Consider the following 19,988-nt stretch of genomic DNA (forward strand, 5'->3'; position numbering starts at 1 on the left):
TCGCGGAAATGGTATTGATCATCGGGCGTGGCTTAGGCATTGGCCCACCCGATAGCCAGAACTTCCTGTGCCAGCGCCTCGCCGAGCATGCGATGCGCCTCCTCATCGATGTGGAAACCATCGGCAGGCGAGCACTGGCAGACTGTGCCGGCGTCGAAGAAATGCGCCTCGAGTGAATCCGCCATGATCTCGAATTCCAGCGCCAGTTTGCGCGATTTTTCCTGGGCTCCGGAAAAGATCGATTCCCATTCACGAAGGTCATCCAGCATCGGTGGCGGGGTGACGATCATGATTTCCGGGTCGTGGCCGGCGGGGCCGGGCGAAAGCTCGCGGATATCGTGCACGAGGCAACCGATGCCCATAGCAACCTCTGATGGCGGCATGTTGAAGCGGCGCTTGAGGTCGTTGGTGCCGAGCATGATGATGATGAGGTCGAGTGGCGTGTGGCTTTGCAGGCAGGGACGCAGATAGGTCCGACCGTTCTTCAATGAGCCTTCAATCGGGTCGTCATGAACTGTCGTCCGGCCGCTCAAACCCTCCTCGATGACCTGCCATCCGGGGCCGAGGAGGCCTTCCAGCACGCCGCCCCAGCGCTGCTCGCGGCGATAGCGCTCAAGCGGCCCGCGGCCTGGAATCTGACCATGGGTGTTGGAATCCCCGAAGCAAAGAACGGTTCGCGTCACTGTCTCCTCCACTGGGCCGCAAGCCCGCATTTCCTGATCCAGACTTCGCATTCGAAGGGTCGATTTGCAAGGATGGTCAATTAGTCATTCAGCCTGAATAACTATTGACAGCTAAAAGCGCCAGTGGTTTTGTGTCGGTCGGAGGAGAGTTTCAGGTCGTTTCAAGGGCTGCGCCAAGCACCGGACATGGGTCACGGGCTGTCGATGCCGCATGCCTTCCGGCCGGCCTTCCCCGTTAACGCCTGCTTTTGGAGGAGAAGCATGAGCAGCATCATCAGGAAAATCGGCCTATCGGTTCTGTTGGCCGGCGTGGTCTTCACAACAAACAGCCTCGCGCAGGAGGTGCCCCTACTCGACGGTGTGACGACACGCGCGGACAACAACCCCAAGGTGGAAGAGGGCAAATACACGAAAGACGCACCCTGGGTCATCGGCATGAGTAGCTTTGGAGTCAACGCCAATACCTGGACGGTGCAGGTTGCGCATGAGGCGCAGGCCGCTGCCGACCGTGACAAGCGCATCACCAAGTTCATCCTGCTCGATGCCGGCTTCGATCAAAAGAAGCAGGTAGCCGATATCGAGGACTTGATTGCACAGAAGGTGGACGCGATCATCGTCCAGCCGGTCACCTCGACTTCGGCCAATGCCAGTATCGAGAAGGCGGTCGCAGCGGGCATTCCGGTGGTGCTGCACACCGGCCGCGTCGAGGCCGAGGCTTATACGACGGAGATCCAGGGCGGTGCCGAGCACTTCGGTAAAGTCATGGGCGATTTCCTCGTCAAGGAACTCGGCGGCAAAGGCAACATCTGGGTGTTGCGCGGCCTTGCAGGACATCCGGAGGATACGAACCGGTACAGCGGCCTCAAGCAGTCGCTCGAAGGCACCGAGATCAAGATCGCCGCCGAGGAGCACGGAGACTGGCAGTACGACAAGGCCAAGAAGGTCTGCGAGACGCTTTACCTCAATGATCCCAACGTCGACGGAATCTGGTCGTCGGGTGCGGACATGACACGCGCCTGCGTGGATGTCTTCAAGCAGTTCGGTGCCGCTATCCCGCCGATTTCCGGCGAGGGCAACAACGGTTTCTTCGGACAGTGGATCGCAGACGGTTTCAAATCGGTGTCGTCGGAATACAGCCCCGCCCAAGGCGCTGCCGGCATTCGAGCTGCCGTAGCGCTTCTGGAGGGCAAGGCGCTTCATAAACACTACGACTACAACCCGCCGGGTTGGGACCTCGAAAAGGTCAAGAAATACCACCGCGACGATCTGTCGGCCAATGTCTGGTGGCCGTCGGAACTTTCCGAAGAGCAACTCAAAGAGTTCTACGCCAAGCAGTAGGCGGACCGAGCCGGGAGGCGGGTATCCACCTGCCTCTCGTCGCCTGGGGAGAGGAAATCCATGTCGCATCTCATTGAAATGGCCGGCATATCCAAAGCTTTTGGCGGTAGCGTCGCGCTTCGCGGCGTGTCGCTTGCGCTTGCGCCTGGCACTGTACATGCCTTGATGGGCGAAAACGGTGCCGGCAAATCGACGCTGATGAAAATCCTGGCCGGCGTGCACCAGCCGGACAGCGGCGAAATCCGCCGTGCCGGCCGAACCGCCAGTTTCGCCAATCCGCGGGCCGCACTTGAAGCCGGGATATCGACGGTTTTTCAGGAGCTGTCGCTGCTTCCTAACATGACGATTGCAGAAAACATGTTCCTCGGCCGCGAACCTACCGGCCGTCTCGGCGGCATCGATCGGCGGCACATGCGCAAGGAGACGAAGGGCGCGCTCGGGCGCCTCGGTCTGACGCTCGATCCGGATACACTGGTTTCGGAACTTTCAATCGCCGAACGGCAATTCGTTGAGATCGCCCACGGAATCGATGGGGACGCCGACATCTTCATTCTCGACGAGCCGACGGCGGCACTAAACGCCGCCGATGTCGAAGTCCTCAACAGGCATATTCGGGCACTACGCGAGGCCGGCAAGGCCATCGTCTATATTTCTCACCGCATGGACGAGATCTTTGCGATCTGCGACGTGGTGACCGTTCTGAAGGACGGTCAATTGGTGGGCACCCGGCCGCTTTCGGAGATGACGCCCGCTTCGCTGATCGCGATGATGGTCGGGCGTGAGCTGGAGGATCTTTTCCCGGAGCGAGGCGAGAGGACAGGTGCGCCGGCGCTCTCGGTATCCGGCTTGCGGCTTCATGTAGATTCGTCGCCCTTCTCTTTCACCGTGAAGAAGGGTGAAATCGTTGGTTTCGCGGGACTAGAAGGGCAGGGGCAACAGAAGGCGCTACGCGCGCTCGTCGGGCAGTTTACCCCAGTTGAGGGTACGGTGTCCCGGCGCGGTAAAACCATCTGCCTTCCCGCACCAAAAGAAAGCGGCGTACGGCGCTGGCAGGCGCTCGGGGGTGCCTTCGTGCCGGAAGATCGCAAGGATGAAGGCCTGTTCCTCGGCCATTCCGTTGGCCAGAACATTGTTACGGCACTGCATGCTTGCCAGCCGGCGCTGAAGGTGGCGAAGCGCTACGGTGCTGTGATCGCTGAGACGATGCGGCGGCTGAACGTCAAGGCGTCGGGGCCGTCAGCCATCGTCGGCGCGCTTTCCGGCGGAAATCAGCAGAAGGTGCTTCTGGGCCGCTATCTCGCAACGGATGCCGACTTACTCCTCATCGAAGAACCGACGCGCGGCGTGGATGTCGGCGCGAAGGCAGAAATCTACCGCCTTCTACGGGACTTCGCGAAAGCTGGCGGCGCTGTGCTGGTGCTGTCGCGCGAGACGATCGAGCTGATTGGCCTCTGCGACCGCCTTTACGTGGTCCACGGCAATTCGATCGTGTCGGAAATGACGGCTGCGAATGCGACAGAGCACGGCATTCTCGATGCGGCGCTAAGCGCATAACGAACTGGAAAACCTGATGATATCTTCTTCTTCCACCTTCGGAAAACTGCTCACCGGCCGCGGCAGCCGCCAGGGCCTCTGGCTGCTTCCGCTCGTCATCACGCTTGCCATAATGCTGTGGCTTGCCGCCAACACCCGTCAATTCAGTGAGTGGAGCAATCTTGCCAATCTCGTCGCGCAGGGTATGCCGCTTCTGATTACGGCGGTCGGACAGATGTTCGTCGTGCTCGTGGGCGGCCTCGATCTCTCCATTGGCTCGGTCGTCAGCTTCACCACGGCGATCCTCGCGCTAGATCTGCCTGGCTTTGTCATCATCCCCGGCGTCTTCCTGCTTGCAGGCTTAATCGGCGCGACGAACGGCTACTGCGTCACACGGCTTAACGTGCACCCGATCGTCGCGACACTTTCCATGCAGTATGTCGTGCTCGGCATCACTCGCGTGCTTCGCCCTGTCTCGGGCGGCACAGTGCCGGCTGGGGTGCGCTCGATTGTCGAGGGCTCGCTCTTCGGCCTGCCGCTGCCGGTTTTATGCGGCATTGTAACGATTGTCGTGGCCTGGAAGCTGCTTTACGGCTCGCGTTACGGCCTGCATCTTTTCGCCATCGGCGGCGGTGTCGCTTCCGGATCGACTGATGCGGCGCGCAACTTCGGCATTCCTGCCAACCGCAACATCCTGCTTGCCTATGTCATCTGCTCGCTCTTCGCTGCCGCCGCGGGCGTATTCCTCGCAGGTCGCATCGTCTCGGGTGATCCGAACGTGGGTCTCTTAATGGAACTCGACGCCATCACGGCAGTCGCGATCGGTGGCACGCAGTTGTCCGGCGGTGTCGGCAGTTTGCATGGCACGGTTGTCGGCGTCGCGGTGTTGGCACTCCTGTCCAACGGAATGAATCTGCTCAACGTCACACCTTTCGTTCAGACGGCGATCAAGGGCTTGTTGCTCGTGGCCGTCGTCGCGCTCCAGTCGCGCAAGAAGATCGGACTCTGATCATGTCAACTCTCGTAAACTCGACCGTATTCCGGTGCATCTCCAAAGTCCCGCCTTCGTATTACCTGCTCGTCGTGCTGCTAATGATCCTCTTTATCGCGCGTCCGCAGATGCTCAACGCCAATGTGCTCGGCGTCTTTGTACGTCAGGTCGTACCCCTCGGCATTCTCGTGCTCGGCCAGCTTCTTGTGATGCGGGTGAAGTCGATCGACCTCTCTGGCGGCGGAATCATCCTTCTCATCAACTACTGCATCTCGTCCGGCATCTTCCCCGGCGCCTCGCTCGGCTTTTACGTTGTGCTGGCGCTGGCAACCGGCCTTGCCATCGGCCTCTTCAACGGCGTGATGGTTGCCAAGCGCCGCGTCTCTGCTGTGATCGTCACGCTGGCGCTCTCCATCGTGCTCGTCGGCTTCGTGCAGTATCTCTCGAGCGGCAAGCCGCCTGGGGATGTTCCCGCAATCTTTGCAGAGCTCTTCAACACCCGCTTTGCAGGTCTGCCGAGCCCCGTTCTCTTTTGGATCGCGCTCACTACGCTGATGGCGCTGCTACTGTCACAGACCATTTTCGGCCGCTTCGTCGCTGCGGTCGGGGAAAGCATGCCGGCCGCCCATTTCTCTGGCGTTCCAGTGGAGCGTACGGTGATCCTCGCTCACACGCTTGCCGGCCTGATGGCGGCCGTCGCTGCACTGGTCCAGACGGCGTCGATCGCAGTCGGCAGCGTACGCGTTGGGCTCGACCTGCCGATCCTGTCGGTCGCCGCGACCATTCTTGGCGGCGTGGTCTTCGGACGAGGCGAGGGGGGTGTCTGGGGGCCGTTCTTCGGCGTGCTCTGCTTTGCCTTCCTCTTTGTCGTGATGACGATGTTTGGCGTCGGCGATGCAGGAAAACTAATCGCCCAGGGTCTGATCATCCTGTTCGCGGCCATCTTCTACGGCCTTCGCGCCGGCAAATGACACAACAGCCATTCAAGGAGGACGTAAATGGCGGAAAAGCGCTCAATCCTGTGCTTTGGAGATTCGTTGACTTGGGGTTGGATTCCAGTGAGGGAATCTGCGCCTACTCTGCGCTACCCGTTTGAACAGCGCTGGACCGGGGCCATGGCCGCAAGGCTTGGCGATAGTTACCACGTCATCGAGGAGGGGCTCAGCGCCCGCACGACCAGCCTCGACGATCCAAACGATGCCCGACTGAACGGCAGCGCCTACCTACCCGCTGCAATCGCCAGCCATCTGCCGCTCAACCTCGTCATCATCATGCTCGGCACGAACGATACTAAATCCTATTTCCACCGCACGCCCTATGAGATTGCCAACGGCATGAGCAAATTGGTCGGCCAGGTCCTGACATCGACCGGCGGCGTGGGTACACCCTATCCGGCCCCGAAGGTACTGGTCGTCGCCCCACCACCGCTCGCACCGATGCCCGATCCGTGGTTTGAGGGCATGTTCGGCGGCGGCTACGAGAAGTCGAAGCAGCTCGCCGGCCTCTACAAGGCGCTTGCCGACTTCACGAAGGTCGAGTTCCTCGCCGCCGGCGATTACGTTGCCACCGACGGCGTCGACGGCATTCATTTTTCCGCAGAAACCAACATCAAGCTCGGACACGCCATCGCGGATAAGGTTGCGGTGTTGTTCTGAGCGAAGCCACTCCGGCGCCTCCCTTGCCGGAGTGGCACTTCCTTCGCGAGTTTCCCTCCCGCTGGGAGAAGAATAGCTGGGCCGGCGGCTCGAATCCCATCAAGGCGAGGGATGGGAGACATCCGGACTTGCGAAGGTTCTTCGGCTAAATCCATACGGCCCGGGGAAAGGAGGCCGGACGTTAGCCCCGCATCGAGTATGTCCGGCAGAGGGGGATTCAATTCTGAAATTGCGGGGGAAATCCAGACGGTCCGGGGCGAACTAGACCGTCTGGAGCCGCGTCGTATCGCCTCCCACAGGACGCCAAACGCTGCGAAATTGAAACCCGCGAAAACGGGTATTGTTCCAACTGCTAATGTCTCATTGATATGTTCGTCGAACGCGCGTTAAAGCTATTGTAACTAGCCCAATTTCTTCATTCCATTTCGGCGCCGAAGAATTCCGGGTCGTCTAAGATGTAGTCGAAGACAACGCCATATTCGAGATCGAGTCTCTCATGCACAAGCGCCCAGTGGGCGCCGTCGGGCAGATCAAGGGCGTCGACCTCAGCCATTACGTCCCGTACTTTTTCCTTGGTTGGTCTGGGGCTCGTCGAAGTTTGTCTCCTCCTGATCTATTGAGCTTTGCCCCGCTTCTGTCGCTCCAGGCTGTCACGTAGGGCTGCCATGATATCGACGACGTTGTCTTTCGCCATTGGCTCAATCTTGCGCTTACCCTTGGGCTTCAGCGACTTCTTTTTCGCAGAGATGAGTTCGAGCATTCGGTCCTGAATGGGGTCGGTGATGGGCACCCATTTCTTCGTTTGGGCCTTGATCAATTGCTTCATGAGGGGAGCGAGCCCGCCTTCTGGCTTTGCCTTGATGTTGGAGAAATACTCTTCCTCCGGCCTGACCTCGTCGCCATAGCGGAGCGTCCAGAGCACGATGCCTTCGCCCCGAGGTTCAAGCATAACCGCGCGCTCGCGTTGGCCGAAGACCAGCCGGGAAATGCCGACCACGTGCTCAGCTCGCATGGCGTCGCGGATAACAGCGAAGGCGTCTTCGCCGACCTTGTCGTTCGGCACCAGGTAGTGTGGCTTGTCCAGCCAGATCCACTCGATGGAATCTCGCGGCGTAAACATGTCGATCTCGATCGTCCGGACGCTTTCAAGCGCCACGGCATCCAGTTCCTCCTCCTCGAGGATGATGTAATCGCCTTCGCCGCGCTCGTAGCCTTTGACCTGGTCGTCAGGGTCAACTTCTTTGCCGGTGACGTTGTCGACATATCGAGAAGCTATTCGATTGCCCGTCGCGCGGTTCATGGTGTGAAAGCGGACCTTCTCTGTGTCACTTGTCGCCGGCGACAGCGCAACAGGGCAGGTAACCAGCGACAGCTTCAGATAGCCTTTCCAATACGGTTTAACGTCGGCCATCGATCAACCGGCTTTCTTACGGGCGGCGGCGGGCCGTGGTACCGGGGCGGCTCGAGCAACTGCTGCAGCGGTGCGAGGCTTGGATGCGCGAGCCGAGCCGAACCCGGCGCTCATGCGCAGCGCTTCCATGAGATTGGTTGAGCGCTCGACCTTCGGCCGCTGCTTCACCTTGACTGTGCGGCCTTCCATCTTCGCTTTCACAAGTTCGGCCAGCGCGGCATCGTAGCGGTCGTCGAACGTTCGTGGATCGAAAAGGGCCGTCTTGCTTTTCACAATGTGCTTGGCGATGTCGAGCATTTCGCCCTCGATCTTGAGCTTAGGGATGTCGGCGAAGGCCTCCGTTGCGGAGCGGACCTGGTAGTCGAAGTTGAGGGTGGTCGCGATCAACCCGTCGCCGTGGGCGCGGATCAGAACGGTCCGGAGCCGGCGGAAGAGCACAGCTTGCGCGAGGGCGCCGACTTTGGATTCGCGCATCGCATCCCGGATCAAAACGAAGGTCTCTTCGCCCAATCGATCGGGCAGGAGGTAGTAGGGTTTGTCGAAATAGAGGTCGTCAATCTCGGTGAAGGGAACATAGGACTGAATGCGCAGGGTCTTGTCACTTTGAGGCACGGCGGCGGCAAGCTCGTCGGGTTCAAACAGCACGTACCGGCCATCATCGACCTCATAGCCCTTGATCTGATCCTCGCGCTCGACCACCTTCCAGGTCTTGATATCGACATACTCGCGCTTCACCCGGTTGCCCGTTTTTCGGTTGAGGGTGTTGAAGCTCACGCGCTCGGAAGTTGACGCGGCGCTGTGCAGCGCCACCGGGCAACTGATCTCGGCAAACTTCAGAAAGCCCTTCCAAAGAGCACGTCCAGACATGTCGCTTTCTCCCGGTGAACCCGGATTCAACGGAGGCAGATTACGTTTGTTCCCGCTAATACGCGAATCAATTGTGGCGTTTAGTGGGTTGTCGATAGTAGGATGAACCTATCCACGAGTATTGCGTTTGAGGAGTCTGGTGCACTAAGCCGAGCGTAGGGAGGGCGGTGCTATGAACACGAAGCTCCATATCGACGGATCGTTTCAGGCCATGCACAAGGCGCTGGAAGAGGCCAATCAGGCTTTCGAGAGCGGCGGCGCCGACCGGCATAGAGACGCGCTGCAACGGCTCGGTCGAGCGGTTATGAACTCGCTGGCGGAGATCATCGAAACCGACGGCGCCACGGATGGCTACCTCTACGACGCGGAAGGCATCGCCCAAGACATCGAGGCTTGTTACCAAAAGCTCATTGAGGAGGAGGAAGCGGCCGAGCCCGATAATGCCCCGCGGCAGTCCACTCATGGCACCATGAACTTCCGGCAGCAAGGGGCGGGTCGATGATCACTGGAACGGATTTGCTGGAAATTTCCCTCGCCCGCGTCAACATGGATCGCTCGGAACTCGAGGCTGCCGGCGTGATCGATCCCGGCCATGCCGGCGACAAGGCGTGGTCGAACTTTGGACGCGACATGGACACCTTCATTTTGAAGCTGCCCCAGAGTCGCCGCGCAGCGTTGGCCTCCATGATCCAGCGTCGAGCAGATCACAAACGCTGAAAATTGGCCCCTGTGGGACGGTCCAAGTTGCGACAGTGTCGTTGGGGACAAGACGTTGGAGGAGCACGATCTCTCGAAGAGCGTCGCCTATACCTGCGACGACACCTTCTCATTGGTGTCGCTGGTCTCGGCGGGCCTTGGCATCGCCTTTGCACCGGAGTGGAACTGGATCTGCCCAACCGCAACTTCGAGCTCAGGAAGGTGAGGGGCGTCGACTTCCTGATCGGGCTCGGAGTCGCCTGGAACAAGGACGGGTGGTACTGCCGAGCAGTTCGGAGGTTACGTTCCGACTGAGTCCGTAGCGAGGTCTCAGCGACCATAGTGCGCCCTCCTGCCCAAGGTCCCTTTCGCCTTCAAGCGTGGCCTTCTTCAATCTTCGGAAGAAACCATGCAAGAAGCCCCGCAAGCGGCAGGAATGAGCAGACGTAATAGACCGTTTCGACGCCATAGCTGTCGGCCAGTATTCCGAGAAGCGCTGCGGCAATTCCGCCACGATCGCTCGGGCCAGTAACTGGTGGTTGGAAACGTTAATTGTCGACCCAGATCGCTTTCGTTTCGCAATGGGAATGCAACATCCCTATGAAGAGTTTCCTTGAAACCACATTCGAACCAGGCGACCCGAAACAGTGCTCGACGAGTGGCGTGGACATTCGTTGCTGCCGAGGGATCACCCCGATAGCGAACTCGCCGCAGCCATCCTGCTTGGCCTTTTTCGCGCGGGAAATGACACCGTCGCCAAGCTCCAAGCCGCGGCCAGCCAACACCGGGGTCTGATAGATCTAGCTGCAGCGGTGAGCCGAGACGGTCCTTGAAAAACGATGTCCCGACAGACGACGGATTGATGCGGGGTCCGCGAGGCCGTTAGCTTGCCCACGGGTGACGGCTGTCGTCAGTGACATTTCCTGTCCTCGACGTCCCGCGTGGTCCTTACTCTTCTGCAATGGTGGTCTGTTCCCGACACATCAGGTGCCACAAATTCCCGAGGCGTCTGAAAGCAAGGACATTTCATTTGTAAGTATATAAAAAAGATAGATTTGCTAGATTCACGGTCGCAATGGGTTACTCTCCATCTCACTTCAAGCAGGGCATGCCGCCCGACAACTCAAATCGACGAGTAAACATGACACAGATCGAGAATGCCTGGGGGGCCGCTCCGGGGGCGGGCTATGAAGCGCTGGCTGCAACATTTCGTCCGATTTTCGCGGAAATTGCTCGCCAGGCGCCCAAGCGCGATCTCGAGCGACATTTGCCTCACGACGCTATTCGAAGCCTGAAAGAGGCTGGCTTCGGCGCCGTTCGGCTACCGACAGCACACGGCGGCAGGGGAGCAAGCCTGCCACAGTTCTTCAACCTGCTCATAGAACTATCGGCGGCAGATTCCAATGTCACCCAGGCCCTGCGCGCGCACTTCGGCTACACCGAGGACATTCTCAATTCGAAGGACGCCGAGCGTCGCTCGCTCTGGTTCGGTCGCATCGCCGGCGGTGACACCGCCGGCAGCGCCTGGAGCGAAATCGGCGCGGCTGCGACGCTTGATCGTTTCTCGACCAACGTGGCGGAAAAAGACGGCCGGCTCCTCCTCAATGGCGCAAAATATTATACGACCGGTTCGCTTTTTGCCGACTGGATCGATGTCGGCGCTTCGGACGCGAACGGCGAGGGTATCGCGGTTGCCGTCAGGCGCGACGCCGAGGGCGTGGAAGTCGTCGACGACTGGGACGGCTTCGGCCAGACGCTGACCGCGAGCGGTACAACCACCTTCCGCAATGTGGCCGTCGAACCCGAAGATATCCTCGTCGATGATGAGCGTTTCAAATACAGCTCGGCCTTCTATCAGATCGTGCATCTGGCCACGCTCGCCGGCATCGGCCGGGCGATCACGACCGATGTCGCCAAGGCTGTTGCCGAACGGCGGCGTACCTATACTCACGCGGCGGCGTCGCGCTCCAGCGAGGATCCGCAGGTGCTGCAGGTTGTTGGCCGTATTCGTGCAGCCGCCTATGCGGCAAGCGCCATTACATTACAGGCGGCAAGCAGTCTTGAGCGTGCCTATGAGGCGCATTTTATCGACGATCCCGAAGCAGAGGAGAAGGCAAACGCCATCGCGGAGCTCGAGGCCGCGCAGGCCCAGACGGTGGTGTCCGATCTGATCCTTGAAGCTTCGACCCTGCTTTTCGATGCGCTCGGCGCTTCGGCAACGAAGAAACCGGCGGGCCTCGACCGGCACTGGCGCAACGCCCGCACGCTCGCCTCGCACAATCCCCGGATCTACAAGCACCGCATCATCGGCGATTTCGCGGTCAACGGCACGCCGCCCCCCTATCAGTGGCGCATCGGCGCCAGCGCGGGCTGACGGCGATGATCAGGCTCGAAGGCATTTCCAAAAGCTTTGCCGGCAAGGACGGTCCGGTGGCCGCACTCGATGAAATAGACCTGTCGATCGCCAAGGGCGAGATCTTCGGCATCATCGGCTCGTCCGGCGCCGGAAAGTCGACGCTGGTGCGCCTCATCAACCTGCTTGAACGCCCGACGGGCGGCGAGGTCTTTGTCGCCGGTGAGCGGGTCACGGATGCCAGGGGCGAGCGCTTGCGCGAACTTCGTCGGTCGATCGGCATGGTGTTCCAGCATTTCAACTTGTTGAGTGCGCGCACGGTCGCCGGCAATGTCGCCTATCCGCTCGAACTGACGGGACAATATGGCAAGGGCGAAGTCGCAGAGCGGGTCAACGGGTTGCTTGCGCGGGTGGGCTTGAGCGAGCACGCGCACAAATATCCGCGCCAGCTTTCCGGCGGCCAGAAACAGCGTGTCGGTATCGCCCGTGCCCTTGCCTGCGAGCCGCAGGTCCTGCTGTGTGACGAGGCGACGAGCGCGCTCGACCCCCAGACCACCGGTGCGGTGCTCGACCTTCTACGCCAGATCAATCGCGACCTGGGCGTTACCATCGTGCTCATCACGCATGAGATGGATGTCATCCGCAGGACTTGCGACCGGGTGGCCGTTCTCGACCGCGGTCGTGTGGTTGAACAAGGACCGGTCACTGATGTCTTCCTGCATCCGCGCCATCCCGCAACGCTGCGGCTGGTGCGCGAGGCAGAGCCGGACGGCGGGTCGCTTGAGGCCGTATCCTCATCCGACCTCAGCAGCTCGACAGTCCGGCTGACGTTTACGGGGCCGAACGCCCACAGGCCGATCCTCGGTCGCATCGCCCGTGAGAGTGTCGTCGATTACGCCATTCTCGCCGGTCGCGTCGGTCATATCCGCGAAGCACCCTATGCTCAATTCATCGTCTCGCTGAGCGGCCGCGACGTCGCCGGTGCGATCGCCGGTCTCAGAGCAAGCGGGGTCGATGTCGAGCTGCAGGGCGGGTCTCAACCCCAGCAGGGCGCGGTCATTCCGCCACGGCCCGAGGAAAGAGCGTTTCATGTCGTTTGAGAACATCTATTGGGGCGATATCGCAGCGGCGTTCGGGCAGACGCTGGCCATGGTCGGTGGCGCCCTGCTGCTCACCATTGTCGTCGGTCTGCCTCTCGGAATCCTGCTCTTCCTCACCGGGCGGCAGCAGCTTTTCCAGGCTCCGGTCGCCTATGGCAGCCTCTCTTTCGTGCTCAACATTATCCGTTCGGTGCCCTTCATCATCCTGCTCATCGTGCTGATGCCTGTCACGGTCCTCGTTACCGGCACGTCCCTCGGCATCCGCGGCGTGATTTTCCCGCTGGTCGTCGGCACCTCTCCCTTCTTTGCCCGGCTCGTCGAGACGGCGCTGCGTGAAGTGGACCGGGGCATCATCGAAGCGAGCCTTGCCATGGGCGCCTCGACGAGCCAGACGATCTTGCGCGCCGTACTCCCGGAAGCACTGCCGAGCCTGTTTGCCGCCGTGACCGTCACGGCGATCGTGCTGGTCGACTACACCGCCATGTCCGGTGCCATCGGCGGCGGCGGGCTTGGCGATCTGGCTATCCGCTACGGCTATCACCGCTTCCAGACGGAGATAATGCTGGTCTGTGTCGCCATCCTCATCGTTTTCGTCCAGCTCATCCAGGCGAGCGGCAACCGCCTCGTCACCCATTTTTCCCGCAGATAACCTTTCGCTAGGAGGACAACATGCGCATCCTGAAGACCCTGACCATCGCTGCCGGCTTCGCTCTTGCGGCCATCGGCTCCGCCAAGGCAGACGAAACGCTCGTCGTCGGCGCCACGGCGATCCCGCACGCCGAAATTCTGGAGTTCGTGAAGCCGATCCTCGCCAAGGACGGTTTGAACCTCGATATCCGCGTGTTCACGGATTACATCCAGCCGAACGCCCAGCTCGTCTCCGGCGAGCTCGACGCCAACTACTATCAGTATCGACCGTTCCTGAACGACTACAACAAGCAGCGCGGTACCGAGCTGGTCCCGATCGTGCCGGTGCATATCGAGCCGTTCGTCGCCTACTCGACGAAGGTTGATTCAGCCGACAAGCTGGAAGACGGCGCGACCGTCGCCATCCCCAACGATCCGGTCAACGGTGGCCGCGGCCTGCTGCTCCTGCAGAAGTTGGGCCTGATCAAGGTTTCCGGCAAACCGGAGCTGACCTCCCCGGAAGATCCGCTTCCGACCATCAAGGATGTGGTCGAAAACCCGAAGAACCTGAAGATCGTCGAACTGGAATCCGCGCTCCTGCCGCGGGCGCTGGGTGAGGTCGACCTTGCGGCCCTCAATGGCAATTACGTCTTCGAGGCTAAGCTCGACATCTCGAAGTCTATCCTCATCGATCGGGGCCAGGACGGGCATAACGTCTGGAGCGAGTATCTCGTCACCCGTCCGGAAACCAAGGACGATCCGCGCGTGGCAAAGCTTGCCAAGGTTTTGAACAGCGAAGAAACGCGCAAGTTCATCGAGGAGCGCTACAAGGGCCAGGTCGTGGCAGCCTTCTGAGACTCTTGGTTTATCGACGCGGGGCTGCGTCCAATCGCGACCCTGCCTTTTCCTCCTGCACGAACGGCAGAGCCATGACCCCGACGAATGCCAACGCGAAGCCCCTGACATCCGATTCTGCGCCCGGCGAACCCGGCTGGGTGCCGCGCCCACCCGCCCAGGCCGCCCACATTATCCGTGACGACGCCGAGGCGATCGCGGTTGCGGAACGGCTGAAGCCGTTGTTTGCGGCCGAGGCGAAGGAGCGGGACCGCGAGCGGCGTCTGCCTTTTGCGGAGGTAGACCTGTTTTCGCAAAGCGGCCTCTGGGGGATCACGATCCCAAGGGCCTATGGTGGCGCGGAGGTGTCGCAGGTGACGCTGGCAAAGGTGTTCGCCACGCTCGCCGCCGGCGATCCGTCACTGACGCAAATCGCGCAAAACAGTTTCGAGATCATCGACGTCATCCGCCAGACAGCAAGCGAGGAGCAGAAGCGCGATCTCTTCGGTGCCGTGCTTGCGGGCAAGCGCCTGGGCAATGCCTTCTCCGAGTTCGGTGGCAAGAACGTCGAGGCCTTCGAGACGAAACTCGTGCGTTCGGGCAACGATTTCGTCGTGAGTGGCCGCAAGTTCTACTCCACCGGTGCGCTTTTCGCCCACCTCGTACCGATCGTCGCCATCGATGAAGAGGGGCATGTCGTCGTCGCGATTGCCGATCGCGACGCCAAGGGGTTGGAGGTCGTCAACGACTGGTCGGCTTTCGGCCAGCGCACGACGTCGAGCGGCACGGTCATCCTGGATGCCGTTTCGATACCGGCCAGCCGTGTTCTGCCCGCGCACATCGTCTATGAGAACCAGAGTGCCGTCGGTCCGCAGAGCCAGCTCATCCACGCGGCGATCGATGCTGGCATTGCGCGCGGCGCGATCGAGGCGACCATCGATCTTGTGCGCAACCATGCCCGGCCGTGGATCGACAGTGGTTTGGACCGGGCCGCTGATGATCCGTATACCATCGCTACAATCGGCGATCTGAAGATCCGCCTGCACGCAGCGGAAGCCCTGCTGGAGCGGGCCGGCCGGCAGCTCGACGAGACCATTGCCGATGTCAACGACGAGACGATCGCGAGGGCGAAGATCGCCGTTGCCGAAGCCAAGGTGCTGACAACGGAAGTGGCCCTTGCTGCCGCCAACAAGTTGTTCGAGCTTGCAGGCACGCGCTCGACGCTTGGTGCCCACAATCTCGACCGGTTCTGGCGCGACGCGCGCACGCACACGCTGCACGATCCTGTCCGGTGGAAATTCCACGCGGTGGGGCAATATTATCTGAACGGCGTGCAACCGCCGCTACATTCCTGGATCTGACGGGCCTTGCGCCCAACCGTTGCGTGAGTGCGTGATGCCGAAAGAAATTCTCCTCAACGCATTCAACATGAACTGCGTCGGGCATATCAACCACGGCCTGTGGACCCATCCGCGCGACCAGTCGGACCGCTATCATCGGCTCGACTATTGGACGTCCATGGCGGCGACGCTTGAGCGGGGTCTGTTCGATGGCCTGTTTCTGGCGGATATCGTCGGGGTCTATGACGTCTACCAGCAATCCGTGGATCTGACGCTACGTGAATCCATCCAGCTTCCGGTCAACGATCCGCTGATGCTGGTCTCCGCCATGGCGGCCGTGACCAAGGGTTTGGGCTTTGGTGTCACGGTCAATGTGCACGCGGAAGAGCCCTATATTTTCGCTCGCCGCCTGTCGACGCTCGATCACCTGACGGATGGGCGCATCGGCTGGAACATCGTGACCGGCTATCTCGACAGCGCCGCACGCGCGGTGGGACAGGCCGCACTTGGCGAGCACGACACGCGATACGATCGTGCGGACGAGTGCCTCGACCTTCTCTATGCGCTCTGGGAAGGCAGTTGGGATGACGACGCCGTGCTGGGTAATCGCAAGGCGCGGGTCTATGCTGACCCGGCGCAGGTCCGAAAGATCCGGCACGAGGGCACCCACTATCGCGCTGACGCTTACCACCTCAGCGAACCGTCGTGCCAGCGCACGCCGGTTCTTTACCAGGCTGGGACTTCAGGCCGAGGGCGCAAATTTGCGTCTCGCCACGCCGAATGCGTCTTCATCTCCTCGCCGGACACGACAGTAGCCCGCGCTGCTTCGCGCGCGATCCGCGAGGGGGCCGTCGGCGAAGGCAGACGCGTTGATGATGTCCGCATTTTCGCCGGGATCACCGTCGTGGTCGACAGGACGCAAAGGGCCGCCAGCGAAAAGTATGAAGACTACCTGCGCTACGCGAGCCCGGAAGCGGGCCTTGCCCACTTCTCCGCCGGTACCGGCATCGATTTCTCGCAATATGAACTCGACGAGCCGATCACCTACGGCAAGGGCAATTTCGTCCAGACATCCGTCGATCTTGCGCGCGAGCGCGGCTGGACGAAGCGCAGCATCCTGTCGGATATGGCACTCGGTGGACGGTATCCGCTGATCGTCGGCGATCCGAACCAGGTTGCCGATGCGTTGGAAGCCTGGATCGACGAGGGCGAGGTGGACGGCTTCAACCTTGCACGCACCGTTGCGCCGGAGAGTTACGAGGATTTCATTGATCTCGTGGTGCCCGTGCTGCAGGAACGTGGTCGCTACAAGACAGCCTATGGCGAAGGCAGCCTGCGCAATCGGCTATTCGGTGAGGGCAACCGGTTGCCGGCCAGGCATCATGGTGCCGGCTTTCGGCCCAATGGCACAGCGCGCGATGTGGAATGACAGAGGCTCAGGTTCGTCGCACCGTCGAAAAGATCGGGACCGGCCCCCGCGTCGCAAGGCGCATGAGGGAGCCGGAGCGCGTTACTTGGCGGCGCAGAGTTTTTCGCGGGTGGTCGACATCGCGGCCTAGGCGGAAAAGCCATAGGGCTCGATAATCTTGGCGAACTCGCCGGATTCCTTCAGCTTGGCCAACTCGACGTCGAAGGCGTCCCGCAGCGATTCGTCGCCTTTCTTGAAGGCGGCGCCGTCGCAATACACCGGCGCACCCTCGACCGGTGCGACAACCTCCAGTTTCGGATCGTTGGCCTTCGACATCAGATCGTTGATCGAGAGCACGGGCAGTGAATAGACGTCGATGCGGCCGTCCTGCAGCATTTTCAGTCCGCTCTGGCCATCTGGCACGACGATGACGCGATCGCGCGGCACACCCACTTCGAGCGCCAGTTTCAACTCCGTGCCGCCACCCGGCGCGCCGATCTTGACGTCGGCGTTGTCCGCGATGTCCTTGTAACTCATCAGTTTCAGCGGATTGCCCTTCTTCAGCGCGAAGGCTTCCGCGTCGCACAGCACCGGCTCCGAATAGGCAACCGCCGCACAGCGTTCCGGTTTCATGAATAGGCCGACGGTGATCGCATCGTGCCGTCCGGCCTGAAGCCCGGGGATCATTGCGCCATATTCGGAGATCGATGCGGCGACATCGGCGACGCCGAGGCGCTTGAAGACCTCGCGGGCAATGTCAGGTGCCGCACCCGAGACCTTGCCGTCGGCGCCGACGGCGGTGAACGGGGGTTCGTTGGCAATCGCAATGCGGGCAAAGCCCTGATCCTTCAGTTGCTGCAGCTTGTCGTCATCGGCAAGCGCCGGTGCAGCTGAAAGGACAGCCATCAACGTCGCAACGCTTGCGGCCATTGACATGAAATGCGTGATGTTCATCGGTATCGGCTCCTCTGGCTGTTCTTCATCTTTTTGGTTGGGGCATATCCCGGCGCGAACGCTCAGACGCGGTGCCCTGCCGCGATTATCTTGCGCAGGAACACTTGCGTGGGCTCCTGCTTGGGATGACGGAAGACGTCGTCCAGCTTGCCTTCCTGTATGATCCAGCCATGGTCGAAGAAGAGGATCCGTTCGACGAAATCATGGGCAAAACCCATCTCATGCGTCACGAGAAGCATGGTCATGTAGGTCTCCGACGCGAGCTTGCGCATGACGTTCAGGACTTCCTCGACCAGCTCGGGATCGAGAGCGGAGGTCACCTCGTCAAACAGCATGATCTTCGGCGACAGCGCTTGTGCGCGGGCGATTGCCACCCGTTGCTTCTGTCCGCCGGACAGCTGCGCCGGCATGCTTTTCGCCTTGTCGGCCATGCCGACCATGTCGAGAAGCTCTATTGCCCGCTTTCGCGCGGCCGGCCTTGCCATGCCCTTGGTCAGCATCGGAGTGAGCGTGACATTGTCGAGAACGCATATATGCGGAAACAGATTGAAGTGCTGGAACACCATGCCGATCTTCTCGCGCATCCGCTGGAAATAGCGCTCGTCGGCAGCGACAAGGCCGCGGTGATGCCCTAACGATGATCGTCCATCTAAATCATGTCAATTGGAATAATAATATCATGACAATTATTCCGATTCCGCTCATGAATGAGGCAGCTGCGTCAAATCGCAAGCAGCAGAGCTTCGGGACTTCCAAGCGCCAGAGAGGCGACGATGCCGAGGCCTTGGCCCAATTCCTGCTCGCTCGTCGAGCCGAGAGAGATGCGCACAGCCGGCCGCCAGCCAAGGTCCGATGTGCGGAATGAGGAACCTGGCGCGATCGCCACGCCCCGAAGCCGCGCCTGCGAGACGAAGCCTTCCTCCGTATGGCCTTCCGGCAGGGGCAGCCAGATGTGCAAGCCCTGGGGATGCGAGCGATAGTCGAGATTGCCGAGTGCGTCGGCGGCAATGGCATGGCGCGCAGCCAGCGCCCGACGCTGCCAGTCGACCAGTTCCGATGCGGTGCCATCGCTGACCCAATGTGTGGCGATCTCGGCGATCGCCGGGGTCGCCATCCAGTTGGAGACGAGATGCCTATTGGCAACGGCCGCCACGTAGCGATCGGGGGCCGCAAGATAACCGATGCGCAGGCCGGGCACGGTGATCTTGGTGAAACTGGTTATGTAGAGCGTGCGCTCCGGCGCGAATGCTGCCACCGGCTTCAGTCCGGCATCGACGAGCGGGCCGAGGATGTCGTTCTCGATGATCGCGATGTCGTGCCGGCGGGCAACCTCGGCAAGGGCTGCGCGCCTTGCCTCGCTCATCAGTGTTGCCGCGGGATTGATGACCGACGGCTGCAGGAAGATAGCCCGGATGACGCCTTTGCGGCACGCCTCGTCCAGCGCTTCCGGGATCATGCCGTCGTGATCGATGGGCAAGCCCTCGAGATGGATGCCGAGATAGGTCGACAGCGGCACCAGCGTGTGGTGGCTGACCGCCTCGGTCGCGATCGTCGACCCGGGAGGTGCGACGCTCATCAGTGCCACGGTCATGGCGGATGTCGCGCCGTTGGTGAGGCTGATGTTGAGCGGCGAGATCTGGAGGCCACAGCGCGCAAGCCATTCGGCGGCGACGCTGCGGTGGCGCGGGAACACCATGTTGGGGCGGAAGGAAAGTGCAGAGCTGGAAGGCAGGTTCTCCGCAAGCCAGGCAAAGGCGCCGCGCATCTTCTGCAGATGCAGCTGTTCGCAGACCGGTTTGAGGATCGACAGGTCGATCAGTTCGCCGAGCCGTTCAGGCAGATAGGGGCGCTCAGGCTCCTTCGCCTGGGTTTGCACGAAGCTGCCGCGCCCGATTTCGCCCGATATCAATCCACGGCGGATGAGCTCATCGTAGGCGCGGCTGACCGTTTGCACAGACAGCCCAAGCTCGTCGGCGAGATGACGATGGGTCGGGAGGCGCTGCCCGTTCGATAGCTTGCCTTCCTGGATAGCGCGTGCGAACTGCTCGGCCAACGAGAGGTAGGCCGGGCGGCGGAGCTGGGCAGGGTCGGGGCGCCAAGTTGTCATGATTTTACACTGCTAAAAATCAGGTCAATTGACAACGCCAAAATCAACACCCAATCTCTTTTTCCGGATTTGACATGAAACAGCACGCGCG

The 19,988-nt window shown here is 61.0% G+C and carries 19 protein-coding genes and 2 pseudogenes; 14 read left to right on the top strand and 7 right to left on the bottom strand.

The window, feature by feature from the left end:
* Positions 1–32 precede the first annotated feature (32 nt).
* The gene (locus AC1Q80_RS29335; protein WP_492362761.1) at positions 33–683 is read right to left on the bottom strand and encodes an SGNH/GDSL hydrolase family protein; all 651 of its coding nucleotides are present in this window, start codon (positions 681–683) and stop codon (positions 33–35) included.
* Between the two features lie 261 nt (positions 684–944).
* Here AC1Q80_RS29335 and AC1Q80_RS29340 point away from each other — a divergent pair, with 261 nt between their 5' ends.
* The 5 genes from AC1Q80_RS29340 to AC1Q80_RS29360 are packed head-to-tail and all read left to right on the top strand — an operon-like array spanning position 945 to position 6,200.
* The gene (locus AC1Q80_RS29340; protein WP_492362762.1) at positions 945–2,021 is read left to right on the top strand and encodes an ABC transporter substrate-binding protein; all 1,077 of its coding nucleotides are present in this window, start codon (positions 945–947) and stop codon (positions 2,019–2,021) included.
* Positions 2,022–2,081: 60 nt separating this feature from the next.
* Positions 2,082–3,575 (top strand): sugar ABC transporter ATP-binding protein, encoded by a 1,494-nt coding sequence (locus tag AC1Q80_RS29345; protein WP_492362763.1) that lies wholly within the window; start codon positions 2,082–2,084, stop codon positions 3,573–3,575.
* A gap of 16 nt (positions 3,576–3,591) precedes the next feature.
* Positions 3,592–4,563, top strand: coding sequence for an ABC transporter permease (locus tag AC1Q80_RS29350; protein ID WP_492362764.1), 972 nt, complete (start codon positions 3,592–3,594; stop codon positions 4,561–4,563).
* Between the two features lie 2 nt (positions 4,564–4,565).
* Complete coding sequence (locus AC1Q80_RS29355) at positions 4,566–5,516, top strand: ABC transporter permease (RefSeq protein ID WP_492362765.1); 951 nt, start codon at positions 4,566–4,568, stop codon at positions 5,514–5,516.
* Positions 5,517–5,543: 27 nt separating this feature from the next.
* The gene (locus tag AC1Q80_RS29360) at positions 5,544–6,200 is read left to right on the top strand and encodes an SGNH/GDSL hydrolase family protein (RefSeq protein WP_492362766.1); all 657 of its coding nucleotides are present in this window, start codon (positions 5,544–5,546) and stop codon (positions 6,198–6,200) included.
* A 415-nt stretch (positions 6,201–6,615) separates the two neighbouring features.
* On the opposite strand, the gene AC1Q80_RS29365 is transcribed toward AC1Q80_RS29360, so the two are convergent.
* The 3 genes from AC1Q80_RS29365 to ku (AC1Q80_RS29375) are packed head-to-tail and all read right to left on the bottom strand — an operon-like array spanning position 6,616 to position 8,478.
* Positions 6,616–6,753, bottom strand: a complete 138-nt coding sequence (locus AC1Q80_RS29365; protein ID WP_492362767.1) for a hypothetical protein — start codon at positions 6,751–6,753, stop codon at positions 6,616–6,618.
* A 60-nt stretch (positions 6,754–6,813) separates the two neighbouring features.
* Positions 6,814–7,611: a non-homologous end joining protein Ku gene (gene ku, locus AC1Q80_RS29370; RefSeq protein ID WP_492362768.1), complete on the bottom strand. Its 798-nt coding sequence runs from the start codon at positions 7,609–7,611 to the stop codon at positions 6,814–6,816.
* Between the two features lie 3 nt (positions 7,612–7,614).
* The gene (gene ku, locus AC1Q80_RS29375; protein ID WP_492362769.1) at positions 7,615–8,478 is read right to left on the bottom strand and encodes a non-homologous end joining protein Ku; all 864 of its coding nucleotides are present in this window, start codon (positions 8,476–8,478) and stop codon (positions 7,615–7,617) included.
* 172 nt (positions 8,479–8,650) lie between these two features.
* On the opposite strand from ku (AC1Q80_RS29375), the gene AC1Q80_RS29380 reads away from it, so the two are divergent.
* The 9 genes and pseudogenes from AC1Q80_RS29380 to AC1Q80_RS29420 all read left to right on the top strand — a co-directional run bounded on the left by AC1Q80_RS29380 (position 8,651) and on the right by AC1Q80_RS29420 (position 16,857).
* Positions 8,651–8,980 carry a hypothetical protein gene (locus AC1Q80_RS29380; protein WP_173422857.1) on the top strand — a complete coding sequence of 110 codons (330 nt, stop codon included), beginning with the start codon at positions 8,651–8,653 and terminating at the stop codon, positions 8,978–8,980.
* The gene (locus tag AC1Q80_RS29385) at positions 8,977–9,195 is read left to right on the top strand and encodes a hypothetical protein (RefSeq protein WP_492362770.1); all 219 of its coding nucleotides are present in this window, start codon (positions 8,977–8,979) and stop codon (positions 9,193–9,195) included. The genes AC1Q80_RS29380 and AC1Q80_RS29385 overlap by 4 nt, the downstream gene beginning before the upstream one ends.
* A gap of 85 nt (positions 9,196–9,280) precedes the next feature.
* Positions 9,281–9,489: pseudogene (locus tag AC1Q80_RS29390) on the top strand (hypothetical protein); the annotation flags it as partial.
* Between the two features lie 826 nt (positions 9,490–10,315).
* Entirely contained in the window at positions 10,316–11,548 is a 1,233-nt protein-coding gene (locus AC1Q80_RS29395) for an acyl-CoA dehydrogenase family protein (protein ID WP_492362771.1), read from the top strand.
* Positions 11,549–11,553: 5 nt separating this feature from the next.
* A complete protein-coding gene (locus AC1Q80_RS29400) occupies positions 11,554–12,627 on the top strand; it encodes a methionine ABC transporter ATP-binding protein (protein ID WP_492362772.1) in 1,074 nt (357 codons plus the stop codon).
* Entirely contained in the window at positions 12,617–13,276 is a 660-nt protein-coding gene (locus AC1Q80_RS29405) for a methionine ABC transporter permease (protein ID WP_492362773.1), read from the top strand. Before AC1Q80_RS29400 ends, AC1Q80_RS29405 begins: the two co-directional genes overlap by 11 nt.
* A gap of 20 nt (positions 13,277–13,296) precedes the next feature.
* Entirely contained in the window at positions 13,297–14,109 is an 813-nt protein-coding gene (locus AC1Q80_RS29410) for a MetQ/NlpA family ABC transporter substrate-binding protein (protein ID WP_492362774.1), read from the top strand.
* 74 nt (positions 14,110–14,183) lie between these two features.
* On the top strand, positions 14,184–15,449 hold the full coding sequence (locus AC1Q80_RS29415; protein ID WP_492362775.1) for an SfnB family sulfur acquisition oxidoreductase: 1,266 nt from the start codon (positions 14,184–14,186) through the stop codon (positions 15,447–15,449).
* A 34-nt stretch (positions 15,450–15,483) separates the two neighbouring features.
* Positions 15,484–16,857 (top strand): LLM class flavin-dependent oxidoreductase, encoded by a 1,374-nt coding sequence (locus tag AC1Q80_RS29420; protein WP_492362776.1) that lies wholly within the window; start codon positions 15,484–15,486, stop codon positions 16,855–16,857.
* 126 nt (positions 16,858–16,983) lie between these two features.
* Here AC1Q80_RS29420 and ehuB read toward each other — a convergent pair whose 3' ends face one another.
* From ehuB to ehuR, 3 genes and pseudogenes are all read right to left on the bottom strand, one after another.
* Positions 16,984–17,772: an ectoine/hydroxyectoine ABC transporter substrate-binding protein EhuB gene (gene ehuB, locus AC1Q80_RS29425; protein WP_492362798.1), complete on the bottom strand. Its 789-nt coding sequence runs from the start codon at positions 17,770–17,772 to the stop codon at positions 16,984–16,986.
* Positions 17,773–17,852: 80 nt separating this feature from the next.
* Positions 17,853–18,410 (bottom strand): annotated as a pseudogene (locus tag AC1Q80_RS29430) (ATP-binding cassette domain-containing protein); the annotation flags it as partial.
* Between the two features lie 101 nt (positions 18,411–18,511).
* Entirely contained in the window at positions 18,512–19,897 is a 1,386-nt protein-coding gene (gene ehuR, locus AC1Q80_RS29435) for a MocR-like ectoine utilization transcription factor EhuR (RefSeq protein WP_492362777.1), read from the bottom strand.
* Positions 19,898–19,988 lie beyond the last annotated feature (91 nt).

The organism is Ensifer sp. GW823-FHT05D09, from assembly GCF_058795755.1.